Raw genomic sequence first — 19,646 nt, 5'->3', positions numbered from 1 at the left:
GTCATGTCCAGTCTCCGAGATGGAACTGCGCACTCGGCAGGTACGGCGTTTCCGGCTCCGGTGATGAGGCGCCGAGCCGTCGGTAGTGAGCATGAAGCACGCGTGCCGCGACTAGTCCAAACGACTCGTCTCCTATAACCGCCAGGGCCTCGGAGCCGCCGGTATTCACCATCCCGATTAGGCCGGGCGCCTCTTCCGCCGCCTGAGCAAGCAGGTCAGCAAGATCGCGCTCCGTCAGCTTCAGCGCCCGCCCCGGCCCCCCCTGCTCGCTGGCAAGCGTGGCCACCAGCACTTGTCGGGCGGTGTTTCCCGTGCGCGACAGGAAGTCGAGACACGCGAACGCTGCGACGGCCGCTGGAAGCCCCGGCTTCGGGCCGACACCGAAGCGGAAGCGGCCGATCTCGTCCGTCTCTCGAATGAGAGTGAGCGGAACGAGCGGAGCGTCGAGATCGTCATCAAGCGCGTCCCGCCTACGCGAACCAGACGTACCGGCATACGCGCGCAGCAGGGCCAGCACGTCCTTCTTCACCGTGCCGCGATGTGCCGGCTTCGGCTGATTCCACGTCGAGGTCGTCTCGACCTGAGCTTGCACGTGCTCGAGAAGCTGTTCGATCGTGAACTCAACCGCGGGGAACGTGTGGAAGGCAGTCCACCATACGGGCAAGTAGCCGCCCGGAGAAAGTGCCATCCAGTGGAGCAACCACCAGGTACCAGTGTCCTCCAACCAGGGGTCGAGCCCGGACACAGTGTCCAGGAGGGACTGGCCAAGGATCGTGGGCTCGCCAGCCGGTGCGCGGCGGCCGGGAACCTTCTGTTCCTCGATGAGCCGGAAGGCTTGTAGCCAGAACCTGATCGAGCGGGCCTGGTTCTTCCCGACGCCGAGGCGGTGGTGAGCGTCATCGTCGTTGAAGATGTACTCCCCGTCGCGCGCACGGAGGTCTGTTAGGTAGTCCGGATCCGCGACGGCGTCATAGCCCCGCTTGAGCCAGCTGTAACGGGGCGTGAAGGTCTCGTGCCGTCCGAAGGTCGCGTGAAGTGACTGCTTGATGGCGACGCTCACTAGGCAGCTCCATTCAGTTCGCGGAGGCGTTCGGCGGAAGTAGCGAGTAGCTCGATCGCCCGATCGACCTCTTCTTCGGTTGTGTACCGACCCACGGACAGGCGGATGCTCTCCTCCGCTGCTTCGGTCGGCAGGCCCATCGCGGTGAGGACGTGCGACGGGGTTGGAACTGCCGCAGTGCAGGCCGAGCCCGAGGAGAAGGCGACAGCCGGTGTGTTGACAACCATCGCGTCGGCGTCCACGCCCTCGATCCTGACGTTGGATGTGTTCGGTAGGCGCGGTGCATCCTTGCCGTGGACTGTGACACCGCCGAGTCGGCTGGCGAGACCCACCTCGAGTCGATCGCGGAGCTGCGCCATCCGAGGTAGGTCGGAGTCGATGCGCCGTTGAGCGAGCTCGAGTGCGGCCGCGAAGCCGACGATACCCGGGAGGTTGAGGGTCCCCGAACGAAGCCCTCGCTCGTGCCCCCCGCCATGCAGCAGCGGCTCCAGCTTGAACTGACTGCCAGGCCGCGGAGCCACGAGCGCTCCGATCCCTTGGGGACCGTAGACCTTGTGCGCCGAGACGGCGAGGATGTCTGCGACACCAAGGTCGAGCGAACACTTGCCGGGCACCTGCGTCGCGTCGCAAACGTACGCAGCGCCGACCCGCCGAGCGATCTCGGCCACCTCGCCGACTGGGTTGATGACGCCCGTCTCGTTGTTGGCTGCCATGACGGCGACGGCGAACGTTCGGTCCGTCACTGCCGCGCATAGGGCATCGAGGTCCACAACCCCGTCCGGGCGCGGCGCGACGGTCAAGACGTCGACGCCATCCGTTGCTGCGAGCCACTCCGCGACGTCAAGGACGGCCTTGTGTTCAGTGGCGCCGACGATCAGCTGGTCCCGAGCTCCGCGAGTCCGCCCTAGGCCCTTCAAGGCGGTGTTGAGCGCCTCGGTCGAGCCGGAGGTCCAGACGACCCGCCGCGAGTCGACGCCCAGGGCATCGGCGACGTCGTCGCGAGCGGTCTCAACCGTCGCTGCAGCCCTGCGACCACGTGGGTGCGTTGAAGCGGCGTTGCCGAACCCGGATGTGAAATGAGGCAAGATGGCATCAACCACGGCCGGATCTACCGGCGTGGTTGCATTGTTGTCGAGGTAGATACCCACGCACCGGACCGTACTAGGTGCCTGACACCGTGCACCGAATCTGTCCCTAACCGGCTACCCGGCGACATCCGCAAGCCGCGTCGTCGCCTCTGGACGGCTCCTCTCCGACGCGCCAAGGCACACGGCTCCGCTCCGGACCGTACGAGCCCGGCCGCACGCAAGGTGCCTAGGCACGTTCCTCGGGGGCCTTCAGGACCAACGCAGCTGTCGAGTACGGCCCTTCGGACTCGACCGGCACACTGAGCTCACGTCACGCTCGCGCCTCGCCCGCGCAGTTAGGCATCCTCGTCCTCTGACTCTTGGGCTTCGTCGTCGCGAGGAAGTTCCTCCGTGGCAGACCACCATGCGGCGAACTGCTCACTGGATACGCCAAACCACGCTTCTAGACCCGCCCGCAGCTCCGCACGAACCTCGTCACGAGCCCTCTGGCTTGCGTCGTCACGAGTGAGGAGAGGATCCAGCCTCCGCAACTCAGCGTCGCGTTCCTTTACGCGATACGAGAAGTAGCCCACGCGAGCTTCACCAACAAGCGCGGGGATATCGATCTCGCTCAAACGCGAATCCGACGATGACCGCATTCCTGCGGCAAGAACCTCCAACCAGAAGTATCTAAACTCGACACCTCGAGGGGTGTTCATGTCGGTGATGCGGTTCACCGCGTCATCAACGCGAGAGCTCATCACAGTCCACGGGGCGTCCGGAAAGGACGACGCATCGGCCGAAAAGTAGCCGTTTACACCGGCAATGAAATCGTTCGCAACCGCGACTATCGAATCACCGTAAGCACCAGCCCGATCTGCGATGGTTGCCACCGCGAGGAGCATGCCGAGCTGGCACGCCGCGGTCCGGTAAACGTCGTACATGCGGTTGCAGGAGAGCACCGCTTCGTCAGAGAGCTCCGAACGACCTAGGGAAGTCGCGCGCAGGCGACCGAACTCTTTCTCCTTCTGACGAAGAAGGTTCCATGCCGCAACGAGTTCCTGGGCAGAGTCTGGAACATCCCTGCTTCCGAAGCGAGTGGTGTAATAGTCGTGCGAGTCCTTGAGCACCCAGTACATGCCCACACCCTCGAAAACAGCTTCCTTCGCCAGCCCTTCAACCTCGGTACCGGCAGGCCCCCAGGCGCCGCGCATCTGGCGAAGGGCGTCCACGTGCGCCCTGTAGGGCATCACCTCGGAGAAGAGCCGCAGCGTCGACGTGCCCCAGCCTGCGAGGTAGGCCGATTCGAGATCGCTACGCCGACTCGATGGGAAGTGCGTGGCCGTGACACTGGATCTGCGGAAGATTCGCTCGCCTTCAATTACTTCGATAGGCCACTCTGAGACACCAAGCTGTGCCCGGAAGCGAGCCTCGCGGGGCGCGTCCCTCCCGCGGCCCCGCCCATAACTCACGTCAAGGCGTTCGATGACTTTCGGTGGCCCATGAATCACTCGATCGAGAAGCTCGTTCAGAATTCCAACAGTGGTCAGCACGGTCCATCGGGCCGTGCGTGTTTGGGTTTCAGGATTATCGTAGTCTATTGCGTACAACGGCACCGAATATGACTCCGATTCATCGGCTTCACCGCGTAGCTCATTAAGAGTCGCGCGTACGAAGATGTGAATCAAGTTGTCGTCCGACAAAAGGATCAATCGCGCTTCGCTCGGTGGACGAGCGGTCTGATTCACGTCCACAAATACGCGGCGCGCCACGGCGACCGGATCTGAATCGGCTCCCCGTACTTCCGGAAACCAGCACAAGGCGACCGGTATCTCGAGATCCTCTGGAAGACCGGTGGCCATGAGACGTCTCACAGGCTCCTCATAGAAATGCCTGTACAAGTCAGCTTGAGAATCAGTGGCCCAAAGATCGTTGACGGTCCGATGAATCGCAAGTAGCGCCATCGCACGGTGCTGACCATCTAGAACGACCAGTGACGCATTGCGCCGATGCCAACTGAGTCTCGCATAGCGGGAGAAGTGTTCCTGGCCGTCGCCGTCAAGCAGGCGATCTACGCGGAAAAACTCTCCGTATTCCTCACGACGCCATTGGCCGCCTTCGACCTCAACGGATGTCGCCGGATCTCCGACGACATCAGGAAAGTAGCCCGAGTGCGCTGTTCTTGTTATGGGTAGGATGACCGCGAGGATCGGTGGGAAGAACGACGGAGTGTTCTGCAACGGGTTCCGAAAGAGATAGGGAATCATCTGTGTAGCAACGCGATGATCATCGATATCTCGCTGCAACAACTGATTGAAGTTCATGCGGCTGACGGGCAATACTTCCCGGACAGGCCTAAGATGTTCGGTTAGCGACGTGGACTGACTTGCCCCGGCCTGACCAATTTTTGCACTTGTCAGTAAGTAGCTTACCCGTCCACTAGCGCTCGAGAAGCTGCCAAATCTTCCGGATACCTCTTCGGTATACTGATAGCGTTCCACCGAGAGTCCAAATACGCTATCTGACATCACTTTCGTCCCATCGACGGTCGCCAGCTGCGGTTCAAGTAGTGCTCCAGCGAGAACACCAATCTGCGAAACTGTTCTGGGCTTTCACCGGCAACCGGCAGCATCGGCATGCAGGCATACGTCAGCGACTCTGGGGCGAGATCTGCTAGCGCCGCCCGTATTGCGAACTTTCCTTCTGTGGTTGTCGAGGCGCCGTCGCCCCCGTCGGCACTTCCGGAGGTGAGCCGATCGAGTTCGACCATGTGTTCGGTCAGACGTGTTCGCAAGGGGCGGTCCGTCGCGCCGATATAGATCGGTGGCGAAAAGATTGGTGTCAACATGTGCGCAGCTTCGAGCAAACGTCGCCGTTGTTGGGCATCCTGGCTGACGACGGACAGGTATCGGTCGCCATCTTCAGGCATGTCCGATTCGTCGATTCCCGTCCGCACCTCTCCCGTCCACTGTTGCCCAAAGCTGCCCTGCATCGACACGGTGAGTGTCTCGTCAGAGTGCGGACGCATGAGCGCCCTCAGAAAGGCGATGAATCGCTGCTGTCCAACATTCTCGCCTCCCACACTTGGAGCCTTGTCCCAGTCTTCTCGCCCTGGCCGAGTGTGGACGAACCACGCGTAGACGCCCGGCGACTCCGGCGCATCGTCGGTACGGGCGCCGTTGCCGAGGAAAATTCCGTCCGGGATGGGCACCAGTGCAGGGTTCCTTCTAGGGCCGGTTGCCGCTGAGTAGCCTAGCCGTCCGATTTCGATTGCACGCAGGGGGCGCCGTGGGAAACGGCAACGCACCGGTCACGTGGTTTGGCGTAGCCGTGGCAGGGCTCACGGCTTCGGCAGGGCTCGCCCTTGCGCTCGTGGTTGTCCTGCGGACCAGGGACGCTGACGTTCTCGCGGTTGTGGCGCTCGTCCTCGCGGTCGTTAGCCTGCTCTCGCAGCTGATGATCGCGCTAGCTCAGTTCTTCGCTGCTTCCCAGCAGCAGGCGGCCAATGCTGACCTAAATCAGCAGACACAAACAGCTCTCGCCGAGATTCGGTCGCTCACAGCGGACCTGTCACAACGTCTCGCGTATCAGATCGAACGGCTAACGGAAGTATCATCGGATCGCGACTCGCGCGCTCATCCGCCTGTCCTCAGGGACCCATTTCACGTCGGCTCGGCAGATGCGAACGTGCGCGCCCACCGGCACGACGACTCTGACGGCGTTGAGTTGAGTGCAGGATCGCTCGCCGCGTGGCTAGAGAGCAGCGGCTGTTCGGAAGTCCAGATTGCGGAGAGCCCTGTGCCTCATGTTCGCTGGGTCTCGCTCGATGGCATCAGCTGCATCGCCACCGTCCTCTCTGCAGTCACCATACGCAGTGACAAGCTTCGGCAGCACCAGCGTCTCGCGCGTCAAGTCGAGGGCCCTAGCGGAGCGCACTGCCGGTTCATTGTTTGTCCGTCGCCGGCGCCTGCGGACTTCGCGCCAGAGAGTGATGTGACGTGGGTCGACTGGAACAACCGCCGAGCGGACTTACTCGAGTCGCCGGCATGAGCCCTAGCCGGTGAAGATCGCACGCCTGAAGATGCAAGCATGGACCGACTTACTGGCGGCGGAAGTGGTTGTACCCCAACGAGGAGACCAAGTCGGGCTCACCGCTGGGTCGGCCGCCAGCGATCGTGCGGGGCGCTGCGCGACGGAGCGATGCTCGTCGCGCAGCTGAACCCTTACACGCCTGAGATCAGAGGAGGCGGCGAAGGGCTTTTCGGTGTCCTGCAGAACGGACTCTCGACGTCGATGACGTCAAGCAAGCCGAGCCAAACCGTCCCCAGGTGTCGCACAGCCACCGTCGCACAGGAACCGGAACCGCGTCCGTGACCTGTAACCCGGGTACCGGAGCCAATGCCTCAACTACGTCCCGGGACACCACACGCCGCCCCCAGACCGGCGGTAACGGAGCGTGTTCGTCGCCTCCCAAAACCATGGCACCCATACGGCACCCATGAATGCGAAAAGGCCCCGAAGGGCCTTTTCGTGGTAGCGGGGGGACTGCGTGGCGCTTCGCCCCCCGACCTTACGAGCTCGGCATCTCCGCAGGTAGAGGCCTGGTGCAGGGGTACCTGCACCCCTGTTCGGGCCGTCGAAGTGACCCCGCGAGGCCAGAAATGGGACGAGGAACTCGGTGAGGAACGGTGCCACCACAGGTCTTCTCCAGTCGGAGACGCAGCGTACGGCGCTTGCGGGACAGCGCACCGCCGGGTGACAGTCTGAGCGGCGGCAGCCAAGGGGGATGACATGGTCGACAGGTTCGTCTGGCCGCGCTCCGGGGAGTCGAGCAACCTCGAGGCGCTTGCCTTCCTGCAGCGGGCAGTGGCATAGACCGCTGTAGGTGACGGAGCACCCGCTGTCCGTCCGTCTGGAGTGGGGCCGGCGGCTCCAGCGCTGCTGGGACGGTTCAAAGTCCGTACTGCTGCCGTGTTGCGAGGTTGGCCTCGAGTGTTCTCATCGCTTCGCGCAGCGCCGGCGACGCTTCGTCCTCATCGACGACGCGGCCGAGCAGTTCGGGGACGAGGTCGGTCCCGCGTGACAGCCCGAGTCGTTCCTCCGCGATCCAGCGCTTGAATGAAACCCGCATGCCAGTCAGGTCCACCTCACGATGGAGTCCCGTGGCGTGGTGTAGGACCGTGCGTTGGTTGTCAGTGCCGGGGTGCTGCTGGCAGGGACGGTAGACGGTCCTCGTCCTCGAGGAGCGCGGCCACGGAGCCGGCGGCGATGTAGCGGCGGTCGGCGGCGATCATCTCGTCGTTCATCTCGACGAGCAGCGCGCCGACGAGGCGGATGACGGACTCGGTGTTGGGGAAGATCTGCACGACGTCGGTGCGGCGCTTGAGCTCGCGGTTGAGCCGTTCGATCGGGTTGTTGGACCAGATCTTGGACCAGTGCGCCGGCGGGTAGCCGGTGTAGGCGAGCAGGTCGGTCTCCATGGCCTCGAGCCGCTCGGCCACGGTGGGGGCGAGCTTCTCGAGCTGGTCGACGACCTGACGCAGCTGGGCGATGGCGGTGTCGCGGTCGGGCTGGGCGAAGATGGTGCGGATCAGTGCGGAGATCACCGACCGCTGCTGGCTCTTGGCGACCGCGAGCAGGTTGCGCATCGCGTGCACCCTGCAGCGCTGCCAGCCAGAGCCCTGCAGGACCTTGCGGATCGCGGCCTTGAGGCCGGCGTGGGCGTCGGAGATGACCAGCTTCACGCCGGCCAGGCCCCGCTCACGCAGGTCGCGGAGAAACTCGGTCCAGAACGTCTCGTTCTCCGAGTCGCCGACATCGACCCCGAGGACCTCACGGTGGCCGTCAGCACGCAGCCCGGTCGCGATCACGACCGCCTTGGACACGACCTGCCCGCCCTCGCGCACATGGACGTAGGTCGCGTCGAGCCAGACGTACACGAACGGCTGATGGTCCAACCGGCGGGTGCGTAGCGCGGTGACATCAGCGTCGATGCCCTTGCAGATCCTGCTCACCGACGACTTGGAGATCCCGCTGTCGCAACCGAGCGCCTTGACCAGATCGTCGACCTTCCTGGTCGAGGTACCGGTGATGTAGGCGGTCATGATCACCGCCCACAGGGCCTTGTCGATCCGCCGGCGCGGCTCGAGCAGCTCGGGGAAGAAGCTGCCCTTGCGCAGCTTGGGGATCGCGACCTCGAGATCACCCGCCGGGGTGGACAGCCGCTTCGGGCGATGCCCGTTGCGTTGCGCCAGGCGGGTCGGGGCCCGCTCGCCGTGCTCGGCGCCGATCCGGCCGGTCAGTTCGGCCTCGATCAACTCCTGCATGGCGGCGGCCAGGATGTCGGCCAGCGAACTCGCCAGCGTCGCGTCGGTGCCGGTCAGCAGCTCAGCCAGATCGGATAGGGCAGACTCGTAGTGGGCCATCGTGTCGAACCTCTTCGTGTAGGAGCTTGGAGATTCGCACGGTGGCCCGCCTACATCCGTGAGGACTCGGCGGGCCTGTTCCTACACCACTACGTGGGACTCACCCCACCTCACGGCGCCACCGGGCGATCTCTGCGGTCCAGTAGCCGTCATCGGAGTCCAGGCGATCGGCGGTCACCGCGTCGAAGCGGCGAACGACGGTCACCAGGGGCAATGCGGCGATGATGTCGGGTTCGGAGTACGGGAGGAACTCGAGATCATCGCGAGGAGCCTGCTTGAGCAGCGAGAGGATCAGCTTCTCCTCGTCTGTAGGGCGCTCCGGCTCACCCCCGCGAAGCGTCTCTACCCGAACGTTGTCGAGCAGGGCGAACAGCGGCATCCCGAGGCGACCGAGGAACTCGGAATCGACGATCGCCCGGACGTTCTTGGCGCCTCTCAGCGGCAGGACACGGTGTCGGCGGACATGAGATTCTCCCCGTAGGCGGACAGCGGACCTCCCCGGTGGCGGACACGAAAGCTCCCCGCGGACATCAGATCTCCCCGGTGTTGTCCATCGTGCTCGTCACGGTTGTCGTGAACGAGTGATCCCTCCCGGTACGACGGCGGTGCTGAAGCGTCGCCGACCAGGAGGGATCGGGATCAAGTCTGCCGGAGAGATCATGGAGATTTTGGAGGCCTACGACCTCGTGGGCACCTACCGCGGCGCGTCCAGGTTGGCTGGCTGCGACCACCACACCGTCAAGCATTACGTCGAGCGCCGTGCCGCGGCTGCCGACCCGTCGGCCAGCGTGCCGCGGCCGTCGATGATCGACGGCTACCGGGCCAAGATCGAAGAGCTCGTCGAACGTTCCGAGGGCGACATCCGGGCCGATGTCGTGCACGAGCGGCTGACCGCGATGGGGTTTGACGGCACCGACCGCACGACGCGCCGGGCGGTTGCCGAGGCCAAGTACCACTACGCGGCGGGACGACGTCGGGTGTATCGGCCCTGGATCACTGAACCGGGCGGCTGGTTGCAGTTCGACTGGGGCACCGGACCGAGGATCGCCGGGCGGGCGACGCTGCTGTTTTGTGCCTGGCTGGCGTGGAGCCGTTTCCGGGTGGTGATCCCGGTGTGGGACCGCACCCTGCCGACCGTGCTGTCGTGCCTGGACGAGACGTTCCGTCGGGTGGAGGGCATCGCGACCTACACGTTGACCGACAACGAGAAGACCGTCACGGCCGAGCATGTCGCCGGGATCCCGGTCCGCCATCCCGACATGGCCGCCGCGGGCCGCCACTACGGCACCCAGATCACCACCTGCGTGCCGGCCGATCCGGAGTCCAAGGGCGGCTCGGAAGCGACTGTGCGGATCGCGAAGGCGGATCTGGTCCCGACCACGGCGAACCTGCGCGACGCCTACCACAGCTTCGCCGAGCTGCGGGCTGAGGCCGCCATGTGGTGTGAGCACATCAACGCCCGCCCGCATCGTGAGACCGGCCGGCCCCCGGTCGACATGCTCGCCGAGGAACAGGCACGGCTCCACCCGGTGCCCCGTGACCCCTACGTGGCCGCGTTGGGCGAAACCCGGGTGTGTCGCGCAGTTCGGTGATCTCGCTGGGTGGGGTGCGCTACTCGGTCCCACACCAGCTGATCGACCAGACCGTGTTCGTCCGCGTCGACGGCGACGAGGTCGTCATCGCCCACCAGGGCCGTGACGGCGTGACCGAGGTCGCCCGCCACCTGGTCTCCACCCCCGGCACGCCGCGGCTGGATCTATCGCACTACCCGCCCCGGTCGGCGTCGAAGATCCTCGAGCACCGCCCGGCACCTCGCACGCCGGGCGAGGCCGCGTTCCTCGCGCTCGGCCCGGGAGCGGCGGCCTGGTTGACCGCCGCCGCTGCGGCCAGGACCGCGCGGGTTCGGATGAAGATGAACCAGGCGGTCGAATTCGCCGCGGTCTACGACCAGGCCGAGGTCGACGCCGCGCTGGCCACAGCCGCCAAGGCCGGCCGGTTCGCCGAAGGCGATCTCGCCTCGATTCTGCGGCATCGGCGTCGCAGCAACGGTGACGGGGTCGTGGTCCCGCTCGTCGAGGGGCACTCGCTGCAGACCGGCACGTCGCGTTGGGCGGAGGTCGGCCGATGACCGTCTCGAAGTCCCAAGCCCTCGACGCCGAGGTCGAAGCGCTCGCCCGACGGCTGCGGCTGCCCTACCTGCGCAAGGCCGCCGTCGACGTGCTGCCCACCGCCAAAGCGCAACGTTGGGAACCTGCCGAGCTCGTCCGGGTCCTGCTCGCTGAAGAAGCCCAGGGCCGGGACGCCGCCACGATCCGCAACCGCCGGCGCCGCGCCGGGTTTCCGACCGGCAAGACCTTCGACACGTGGCGAGCTGACGCCTCGACGATCCCGCCCTCGACCCAGCAGGCGTTGCGCACCCTCGAATGGGTCCGCCGGGCCGAGAACCTGGCCGTGGTCGGACCGTCCGGGACCGGCAAGTCGCATCTGCTCGAAGCCCTCGGTCAGGCCGCGATCGATGACGGGCTGGTGGTCGCGTGGTTCACCATCGAGTCCCTCGGCAGGCTCGTGACCCGACATCGTGCGGACGACTCGGTCGCTAAAGCCGTCAATCGGGTGTTGAAGGCCGACCTGGTCGTCATCGACGACATCGGGCTGCTCCCCGTCCCCGCCGAGGCCGCCGAAGCGCTGTTCCGCGTCATCGACGCCGCCTACGAACGTCGCTCGGTCGCCATCTCGAGCAACATCCACCCCGGCGGGTTCGACCAGCTGCTGCCCACCACCATCGCCACCGCCGCCGTCGACCGGTTCATGCACCACGCCCACGTCGTGGTCACCGACGGCGACTCCTACCGGTTCGCCCAAGCCCGCGACGGCAAGGGGGTGACGCCCCTGGCCTGACCCCGTGGGGAGATCTCATGTCCGCGGCTGGGGAGAACTGCTGTCCACCACCGGGGAGGTCTCACGTCCGCCACCGGGGAGATCCCGATGTCCGTTGACACTGGGTGGAGCGGTGCTGGCCGACCACCTTGCAGGCACGCCGTTCTGACACCCCGAACCGCTCACGCAGCATCGCAACGGCGCTGCGCTTGCGGTCCGGGGTCAGAAGTTTCCCTCCGAGATCTCACGCAGCATCGCCTTGTCCAGCTCCGCCTCGGCCAGCAGCTTCTTCAGCCGGGCGTTCTCGCGCTCGAGTTCCTTGAGCCGCTTGGCCTCGTTGGCCTTCATCCCGCTGTACTGCGACAGCCACCGATGCCAGGTCGACTCCGCGACCTCCAGGTGCCGGCAGACCTGCTCGAGCGGCTTGCCGGCCGCGAGCAGCTTGTGTCCCTCGGCGAGCTTGCGGATGATCTGTTCCGGCGTGTGCCGCCGGCGCTTGGAACTCATCGTGTCGTGATCCTCCAGCCCGAACACGGGCATCAGAGTCGCACAACACCTGGACCACTACGAAGGGCTCACCTCAGGGGCCCTCGTCGCGGATGTCGACGGACGGCTGGGTGAACCGCGAGTACTCCTCGACGAGGGGTCGGCAAACGGTGAAGGCGTCCACCCGTCGTCTGCCCCTGGTCGCGGTCTAGCTAGCGACAGGGGTGGTAGTTGTAGGGGGCGACGTCGAGACGAGGTTCAGGGCTGCGCGGCCACGCTCTGCGTGCTGCCGCACTCGGCTGGCGATTCGGGCCATCTCGCGTGCGAGTCCCTCGAGATCGCGGTTGAGATCGATGACCACGACCTCGATCTCCGGTCCACCACGAACGACACGGTAGATCGCGGACTCGGCCTCGCCGGCGGCGTAGACCAGCAGGGTCGACGGAAGGCCGGCTGCCCGTGCGTACGCATGCACCTGGTACAGATCCGGGTGCTTATACCCGGCAGCCGTCAGCCGCTTGTACTTGACATCACCGACGAAGATCGGACGTCCCGCCTGGATCCATGAGAGGTCAGGTTCGAGGCCCACGCGCGCGCCCTCGTCGAGGGTCAGTCGGGTGTCGCCCTGCGGGAACGTCCTCGAGTCGAGAGCGAGCTGCTCTCGCAGGGCGCCGACGATGAAGTCCTCGAAGACCTCGTTCATGTTGAAGAGGATCGCGTCCGCGGAACCCACCGGTGTACCCGCTTCGACGGAGCTGTTGCTAAGGATCAACGCCGCCATGGCCAGAGCCGGCCGGTAGTGATGGTCGAGGCGAGTCGACGAGACTCGAGGGAGCCGTCGCGGGTCGTAGCGGACCGCGGTCACACCGTCGAGGCGGTCCAGCGCCATGAGCAGGCGTCGGCGTGTCCGATCGGTGCGAAGCCGGAGCGACCGCAGCCGGAGCACGGCCGCAAGCAGGATCCGGTTGGGGTCGATGTCGATCGTGTGATCGTCGTACGCGATGTTGATGGGCAGCATGCGCCCGAACTCACGGCGGACCTGGGCGGCCATGTCGATCCGGCCGCGGATCGCGACGCCGCGTTCCGCGCGATGCCGGTAGCCCCGGACGACGCCACGCTCGAGGGTGCGTTCCAGCCGCAGCGCGTAGGCGGCGGCGACGACCTCGAGTAGGTCCGCGTCCCGGCCGTACTCGGCGAGCTCGTCGCCCCAGAACTCGTCACGGATCGAGTAGGTGAGCAGGTTTAACAGCCGCTGGATCCCGATCTTGGGTGCGATGTCGAACTGACGGTCGCGTACCCGGACGACACCGACCGTCGAGCCGGGACGCACCTCGTACAGGTCCGTTGTGCCGCTGACCGGCGTGACCGTCACGCTGGCTGCCAGCAGCGCGTCGCGTTCGGCCGCCGAGAGCCGGGTCGGACCCGTCGGTTGGTACTCGCGGAGGGGGACGTGCTCAGCCATCGACGGGCGCCCCGTCGACCAGGTCAGCTGCCTCGCCGTTGCCGGCGGTGACTGGCGGCGGCTCGGGGTCGGGTGTGCTGGCGGTGACGGACGCACGGAGCGCTTCGAAGTCGAAGTCGCGGATCCGTTCGGACTGGTCGAACAGTCGTTCTTGGACGTGCGGGAGCACTGCGTGCGTCCAGGTGAGCCGTGCAAGTTCCTCGGTCAGGTCCGGCTGCAGGAAGTGGGACGGACCGATCGCACCGTCGCGATCGTCGAGCAGCTGGTTGGCGCGGTCGACGACATCGGCGAGCCAGGTCAGTGCCGGGTGCTCGTCGGCGAGGTAGCGCGCGAGCAGACCCTTCACGGGTGTGACATCCGGGGCGAATTCCACGAACCAGAACCGACGTCGCAGCGCCGAGTCGAGCAGCGCGATCGACCGGTCGGCCGTGTTCATCGTGCCGATCACGTAGAGGTTCTCGGGCAGCGTGAACGGCGTGCCCGTGTACTGCATGCGGGCGCTCTCACCCCGGTACTCGAGCAGGAAGTACAGTTCGCCCAGGACCTTGGCGACGTTCGCCCGGTTCAGCTCGTCGATGATCAGGACGAAGGTAGCGTTCTCGGACTGGCGGGCCTTGCGGGCCAGTTCGACAAGGGGCCCATCGCGCAGGACGAACGTGCCCTCCTCGGTCGGCCGGTAGCCCTGCACGAAGTCTTCGTAGGCATACGAGGCGTGGAACTGGACCAGCCGGACGTCACCTTCGGTGCCTGCGATCGACTCGGCCAGCTTCCGGGCAATGAACGTCTTACCGGTGCCGGGTGGCCCTTGGAAGATGACCTGGCGTCGCTTCTCGAGCAGGCGGAACACCTGGGGAAGGAACTTGGACCCGAGGTGATACCGCTCCGAGAGTTCACGGAGCCGGTCGTCCAGCGATGCGACGCCGACGCCGTTGCTCAGGTCCGTCTCCTCGTCACTCTCTCCCTCTTCGACGGCCCCCCCTCGCCACCTCAGGAACGCAACGCGGTCACTCTCGGGCCAGTCGGCGGGGGGTTCCGTGGATGCCAGAGTCCAGATCAGCGACTGGGCGTCGAGGCGATCGCGGAGCTCGAGACCTCGGGCCTCCGCCTCGAAGATGAACGTGTCAAACAGGTCCAACGCGGCCAGATAGCGCGCGGTTGCACCTGCCTGGCTGTCGGGTGCGGACACGCCGACCAGCGCCGCGAACTTGGTGATGGGTGTGGGCCGGAACGGGGGGTGCGACTCGTTGAGGATCAGGACGGACAGGAGGTTGGCGAAGGACCCGCTGCCGGTCGTCTGCGCCTGCTCCAGCCACTTCACCGCAGTCTCGTAAGCCGCCGCGTCGTCGCGCCGCGAGCGCACGGAGGTGATCTCGCGTGTCGCCGTCACCGGATCCGCCCGCATCAGTTCGGCGAGGTCGCTGCTGACGCGATAGTTCACAAGGTTGTTCCGCAGCGCCGCAGCCACGCCGTTCGTGAACGCCTCGGGGTCGGAGGCATCGAGCGCATCGATCTGACGGTTGACGTCGAGCTTGTAGTCGCGCTCTTGCGTGTCGAAATCAGGTTGCGCGTACCACCGCTTGGCCCACCCGATGGCGGTGCCCCACTTGCTCGTGTCGGGCTGCCACTTCTGCTTGACATCGTCATCGTAGAAGTGGAATCCCGCACTGTGGATCGGCGTCAGCCCGACGCGAATCTGCTTGAGCTGCCGGTCCAGATCGTGTGTGGGCTCGGTCACCAGCTCGGCGAACCGAACGGCGATCTTCTGCTTCGCCTGAGCCGCAATGATCGGCTCGAACACGTCCGGGTGGAACAGATGGATCAGGCCGTGGTGCGTCGACGGGGCGTGGTGCGGCTTGAGGCCGAAAACGAAGTCCTTCAGCTCCCACGGGTCGTCCAGCAACCGTTGCTGCTGCTCGCCCTGGAGCCGCTTGAACTCGCGGGTGAACTCGGCCAGGTACGAGACCTGGAGGTCCGCACGGGTCAGGTACCACGTACCGGGATGCCAGAGACCACCCTCAAAGACCGCTCGGACGTCCTCAGGCAGCGCCGCGTCCGGCGAGGACCAGTGCAGCGCCGTCAGGACGCGATCCGCTTTGGAGGCAGCGGACACTCCCGACGGATGGCACGGGAGATAGTACAGGACGAGCAGCTCGGCCGCGAGTTGCCGGGCCGCGGCAGATGCATCGCTGAGCTGGATGTTCATCTTCTCGAGGAACGTTCCAGTCTCGGGATCGCGTGCCCCGACGAAGTGGGCGTAAAAGTCGTCGACGACATCGGGAGTCCAGATCTGCTCCCCGGGGGTGAGCAGGCTGCCCGTGCCGATCAGTACGTCGGAGATCAGCCGCGACATGTAGCCGTAGACCGGCCCGCCACCGTCAACGCGGCTGCTTGCCAAGTTCCTCTGGTCGGTCACGCCCCAACTCCTGTCGTGCAGACGCCCGAACGATTCGGACAGTCGACGCTACGCGAGCTGCCCGTCCAACGCGGACGAAGTCCCCTCAGACAGCACAAAGACCCGGTAACGGAGCGTGGGCGTCACCTCACAAACCATGGCACCCATACGGCCCCCATGAAATGCGAAAAGGCCCCGAAGGGCCTTTTCGTGGTAGCGGGGGCAGGATTTGAACCTGCGACCTCCGGGTTATGAGCCCGGCGAGCTGACCGAACTGCTCCACCCCGCGCCGATGTGCGTAACGTACCCGGTCCCCCCGTCGGAACGCCAATCGGGCACAGAACGGCCCTCTCGCCCGTTTCCGGCACTTCGCCGGGTCCCTGACCTGGGCTCGAGGCCGGCCGGTCGGGCGCGTGGTCGGTCTGGTGAAGCAACCCGTGCGGCGTTGCACCGACCGTGACGCAGATGGCCGACCGTGACGCGAGCGCCCGACGTCCGGCCGCGGCGGCGGCAGCCGGACGTCTTCCTGCACCGGCGCGGGAAAACGCACGCTGGACACCCCGCCGCGTGAGACGTGGCGACGGTTTCCTTCACGGGCGCGGGAAACCGCCATCGTGGCGGTCGACGCCCGTCACCTCGAGAGCGGCCGGAACGTCCACCCCCAGAGACGCGACGCGGCCCGGGCCGTGGTGGCCCGGGCCGCGTCCTCGCAGCAAGAAGCCGCGGATCAGGCGTCGTCGTCGGTGACGTCGCCGATCGGGTCACCACCGTCACCGCCCTGCTCGAGCTCCTCGAGCAGTTCGGCGTCGGTCTGCTCGTCCTCGTCGGCACCATCCTCGGCACCGTCGGCGCCCTGCTCGACGAGTTCGTCGACCGTCAGGCCCTGGGCCTCGGCCGCCTCCTCGAGCAGCTGACGGGCCTCCTCGACCGACTGCTGGTACTCGGCGAGGTTGCCGTCGCGCAGCGCGAGTTCCGCGTCGGCGAACGCCTCCAGCGCCTGCCGCAGCAGGTTCTGCGACACCGTGACCTCACCGGTCGGCGGTTCGGTGTCCTCGTCGGCCTCGGCACCGTCGTCGACCAGGCCCGGATCGTCCTCCGGCCCCGCCGGGTCGATGCCCGGATCGCGGGCTTCCTCGTCGATGATCGACTCGGGCACCGCGATCCCCAGCAGCTGCGCCAACGCCCCGGCGAACGTGGTGTCGAACGCGGTCCGGTTGCCCATCACCAGCGCGACACGCGCCAGCTCCGGGATCTCGGCCTGCGGGTTGAGCAGGAACAGCGGCTGCACGTACAGCAGCGAGTCCGCGATCGGCAGCACCTGCAGGTTGCCGCGACGGACCTGCACGCCCTCGCGGTCACGCAGGGTGATGTAGGCCGAGATGTCGTCGTCCTGCTCGATGCGGGCCTGCGCCTGCAACGGCCCCAGCACCTGCGAGTCGGTCGGGAACCGCACCGCGAACAGCTCGTTGAGGTTCTCGCCGTCGGACCGCCCGGCCAGCCACGCGACCATGTTCTCGCGACCCAGCGCCAGGTACGGCTGGATCAGCACGAACTCCTCGGTCTCCTCGCCGGGCAGACGCATCAGCAGGTAGTACGGCTGTAGCGCCCGCTGGTTGGAGGCCCCGGTCAGGTCGGTCGTCGCCCCCTGACCCTGGTTGGCCGCGAAGGCCGGGTCACGCGGGATCGACCACTCGTCGGCGCGGTTGTAGAACGGCGCCGCGTTGGGGATGTGGTAGGTGCGGTACAGGTCCGCCTGCAGGCGGAACAGGTCCTGCGGATACCGGAAGTGCGCGACGATCTCGTCGGGGGCCTCGCCCATCGGCTCGACGATGCCGGGGAAGATGTCCACCCAGGCGTCGAGGATGGGGTCGTCCTCCTCCACCCGGTACAGGGTCACGTCACCGTCGTAGGCGTCGACGACCGCCTTGACCGAGTTGCGCACGTAGTTGACCGGCACCTGCCGCTGACCGAGGTTCAGCGTGCCCCGCTCGCTGTAAGGGTAGGCGTTGGAGGTCGTGTACGCGTCGATGATCCACTGCACCCGCCCGTTGCTGACCACCGGGTACGGCGCGCTGTCGAGCTCGAGGAACGGCGCGACCTGGCGGACACGTTCGCTGACGTGGCGGTTGAAGATGATCCGCGACTCGTCGGTGATGAAGTTGGTCAGCAGCAGGTTGTAGTCCCCGAAGCGCAGGGCGAAGGCCAAGCGCCGGGAGAGCGAACCGATGTCGACGCCGCCGGCGCCGTCGTAGACGGTCGTGACCTGCTCGGTGCCGTCGGGCGACTCGAAGTCGAGCTCCTCGGCGTCGGTGCGCACGAGGTTGAACGGCGGGTTGGCGAAGTTGCCGAAGTACACGCCCGGCTCGTCGCCGGGGACGACCTCGTCCTCACCGGCCGGCGGGATGTTCGCGGCCAGGAACACCGGCTGGCCCTGCTCGTTGGCGGTGTTGACCTGCGAGGCGACCACGCCGAACCCGTGGGTGTAGGTCAGGTGCCGGTTCTGCCACGAGTCGGTCTCGGCGGGCAGCTCCGACAGGTCACGGGTGGCGATCATGACCTGGCGCAGCTCGCCGTCGATCTCGTAGCGGTCGATCGCGACGTCGTTGAACTGGTAGTACGGGCGCAGCGACTGCAGCTGCTGGAAGGTGGTCTCGAGGACCTCCGGTTCCCACAGCCGGACGTTGCGCAGCGTGATCTCGTTGTCGATGACGTCGCCCTCGTCGAGGTCGTTGGCGATGTCGAACGGTTGCAGGCCGACCTCGTCGAGCCCGAACGCGAGACGGGTGGCCTCGAGGTTGCGTTCGATGAAGTCCTGCTCGCGCGCCAGCTCCTGCGGGTCGACCCGCAGCCGCTGGATGGCGGCCGGGTAGGCGCCCTGGAGGATGATCGAGGCGACGATGAGCAGGGCCAGCGCCGCGCCCGGCAGCAGGAAGCCGCGCTGGCGGATCGCCAGCAGCACCAGCACGATCGCGATCGCGCTGACGCCGAGCAGCAGGTACAGCGCGGGCAGCTCGGCGTTGACGTCGGTGTAGGACGCACCGGTGACCGTGCCGCGATCGGAGTACAGCAGCTGGTAGCGGTCCAGCCAGTAGCCCCAGGCGAACACGGCCAGCGCCGCGGCGACCAGCACCGCCAGGTGCGCCTTGACCGACGGCAGGACCTTCTCGCCCTCGGCCTCGGGGCGGATGCCACCGAGCAGGTAGTGCGCCCCGGCGGTCAGCATCAGCGTCAGGATCAGCGACGTGAACAGCCACGTCTGCAGGAACGACAGGAACGGCAGGTCGAACAGGTAGAAGCCGAGGTCGACGCCGAACTGCGCGTCGGTGGTCCCGACCTCACCACCGTTGAGCCACAGCAGGAACGACTCCCACTGGGCGCTCACGGCCGCGCCGGAGGTGAAGCCGAACACCGCGGCCACGCCGGCGATGAGCCAGGGCAGGTACGGGTCGGCCATCTCGCGGTAGCGCTGGATCTGGGCCTGCTGCGGCGTCGAGGGGATGTAGAACGGCCGCAGACGCCGGGCGACCAACAGGTTGCCGGCGATGAGCGCGGCCAGCAGGAGGCCGAAGGCGACACCCAAGCCGACGCGTGTGGCGAGCAGGGTGGTGAAGACGTCGCGGTAGCCGCGTTCGTCGAACCACCAGAGGTCCGTCAGGAGCACGGCGATGCGGTTGGCACTGAAGACGACGAGCAGGACGCCGAGCACCACCACGGTGCCCAGACGCCGCCGTACGAGATCGCCCACGACCGGCCTTTCGATAAGCCTTCGAATCCCGCCCGGGCGGTCGGGCGGGTCCCGCGCAGACGCGACGCCGGGAGGGCGCACCGCGACCTCCGCGTCGGCGGGCGTGGTCTGCGACCGGGCCGCGGATCGGGA

At 66.4% G+C, this 19,646-nt stretch carries 12 protein-coding genes, 1 tRNA gene and 2 pseudogenes; 3 read left to right on the top strand and 12 right to left on the bottom strand.

What is annotated here, in order from left to right:
- Nucleotide 1 precedes the first annotated feature (1 nt).
- The 4 genes from ELR47_RS04660 to ELR47_RS04645 all read right to left on the bottom strand — a co-directional run bounded on the left by ELR47_RS04660 (nt 2) and on the right by ELR47_RS04645 (nt 5,338).
- On the bottom strand, nt 2–1,060 hold the full coding sequence (locus ELR47_RS04660; protein ID WP_130648835.1) for a DUF4007 family protein: 1,059 nt from the start codon (nt 1,058–1,060) through the stop codon (nt 2–4).
- On the bottom strand, nt 1,060–2,208 hold the full coding sequence (locus ELR47_RS04655) for a cysteine desulfurase family protein (protein ID WP_205745444.1): 1,149 nt from the start codon (nt 2,206–2,208) through the stop codon (nt 1,060–1,062). The genes ELR47_RS04660 and ELR47_RS04655 overlap by 1 nt, the downstream gene beginning before the upstream one ends.
- 275 nt (nt 2,209–2,483) lie before the next feature.
- The gene (locus ELR47_RS04650) at nt 2,484–4,451 is read right to left on the bottom strand and encodes a ParB N-terminal domain-containing protein (RefSeq protein WP_165403845.1); all 1,968 of its coding nucleotides are present in this window, start codon (nt 4,449–4,451) and stop codon (nt 2,484–2,486) included.
- A 203-nt stretch (nt 4,452–4,654) separates the two neighbouring features.
- A complete protein-coding gene (locus ELR47_RS04645; RefSeq protein ID WP_130648833.1) occupies nt 4,655–5,338 on the bottom strand; it encodes a hypothetical protein in 684 nt (227 codons plus the stop codon).
- A gap of 77 nt (nt 5,339–5,415) precedes the next feature.
- Between ELR47_RS04645 and ELR47_RS04640 the strand changes: the two genes are divergently transcribed.
- Nucleotides 5,416–6,177: a hypothetical protein gene (locus ELR47_RS04640; protein ID WP_130648832.1), complete on the top strand. Its 762-nt coding sequence runs from the start codon at nt 5,416–5,418 to the stop codon at nt 6,175–6,177.
- 901 nt (nt 6,178–7,078) lie between these two features.
- On the opposite strand, the gene ELR47_RS04635 is transcribed toward ELR47_RS04640, so the two are convergent.
- The 3 genes from ELR47_RS04635 to ELR47_RS04625 form a co-directional block, all read right to left on the bottom strand.
- Entirely contained in the window at nt 7,079–7,273 is a 195-nt protein-coding gene (locus ELR47_RS04635) for a hypothetical protein (protein WP_130648831.1), read from the bottom strand.
- Nucleotides 7,274–7,319: 46 nt separating this feature from the next.
- Nucleotides 7,320–8,552: an IS256 family transposase gene (locus ELR47_RS04630; protein WP_229730690.1), complete on the bottom strand. Its 1,233-nt coding sequence runs from the start codon at nt 8,550–8,552 to the stop codon at nt 7,320–7,322.
- A 100-nt stretch (nt 8,553–8,652) separates the two neighbouring features.
- A complete protein-coding gene (locus ELR47_RS04625) occupies nt 8,653–8,931 on the bottom strand; it encodes a hypothetical protein (protein WP_130648830.1) in 279 nt (92 codons plus the stop codon).
- A 259-nt stretch (nt 8,932–9,190) separates the two neighbouring features.
- On the opposite strand from ELR47_RS04625, the pseudogene istA reads away from it, so the two are divergent.
- Nucleotides 9,191–10,680 (top strand): annotated as a pseudogene (gene istA, locus ELR47_RS19230) (IS21 family transposase).
- Nucleotides 10,677–11,450 (top strand): IS21-like element helper ATPase IstB, encoded by a 774-nt coding sequence (gene istB / locus ELR47_RS04615; protein ID WP_130648829.1) that lies wholly within the window; start codon nt 10,677–10,679, stop codon nt 11,448–11,450. Before istA ends, istB begins: the two are co-directional and overlap by 4 nt.
- A 103-nt stretch (nt 11,451–11,553) precedes the next feature.
- On the opposite strand, the pseudogene ELR47_RS04610 reads toward istB, so the two are convergent.
- The 5 genes and pseudogenes from ELR47_RS04610 to ELR47_RS04590 form a co-directional block, all read right to left on the bottom strand.
- A pseudogene (locus tag ELR47_RS04610) lies at nt 11,554–11,936 on the bottom strand (transposase); the annotation flags it as partial.
- 187 nt (nt 11,937–12,123) lie between these two features.
- A complete protein-coding gene (locus ELR47_RS04605; RefSeq protein ID WP_130648828.1) occupies nt 12,124–13,377 on the bottom strand; it encodes an McrC family protein in 1,254 nt (417 codons plus the stop codon).
- Nucleotides 13,370–15,790: an AAA family ATPase gene (locus ELR47_RS04600; protein WP_130648827.1), complete on the bottom strand. Its 2,421-nt coding sequence runs from the start codon at nt 15,788–15,790 to the stop codon at nt 13,370–13,372. The genes ELR47_RS04605 and ELR47_RS04600 overlap by 8 nt, the downstream gene beginning before the upstream one ends.
- A gap of 190 nt (nt 15,791–15,980) precedes the next feature.
- Nucleotides 15,981–16,058 (bottom strand) — tRNA-Met (locus ELR47_RS04595).
- A gap of 438 nt (nt 16,059–16,496) precedes the next feature.
- Entirely contained in the window at nt 16,497–19,514 is a 3,018-nt protein-coding gene (locus tag ELR47_RS04590; protein WP_165403844.1) for a UPF0182 family membrane protein, read from the bottom strand.
- Nucleotides 19,515–19,646: the final 132 nt, after the last annotated feature.

Source organism: Egicoccus halophilus, assembly GCF_004300825.1.
Taxonomy (GTDB): domain Bacteria; phylum Actinomycetota; class Nitriliruptoria; order Nitriliruptorales; family Nitriliruptoraceae; genus Egicoccus; species Egicoccus halophilus.
This window is presented reverse-complemented; position numbering and strand designations above follow the sequence as displayed.

What these genes read in the sequence shown, in the direction of transcription:
- ELR47_RS04630 (WP_229730690.1), bottom strand. Translation starts at nt 8,552, where the DNA reads ATGGCCCACTACGAGTCTGCCCTATCCGATCTGGCTGAGCTGCTGACC.
- ELR47_RS04650 (WP_165403845.1), bottom strand. Translation starts at nt 4,451, where the DNA reads ATGAACTTCAATCAGTTGTTGCAGCGAGATATCGATGATCATCGCGTT.
- ELR47_RS04605 (WP_130648828.1), bottom strand. Translation starts at nt 13,377, where the DNA reads ATGGCTGAGCACGTCCCCCTCCGCGAGTACCAACCGACGGGTCCGACC.
- istB (WP_130648829.1), top strand. Translation starts at nt 10,677, where the DNA reads ATGACCGTCTCGAAGTCCCAAGCCCTCGACGCCGAGGTCGAAGCGCTC.
- ELR47_RS04625 (WP_130648830.1), bottom strand. Translation starts at nt 8,931, where the DNA reads ATGCCGCTGTTCGCCCTGCTCGACAACGTTCGGGTAGAGACGCTTCGC.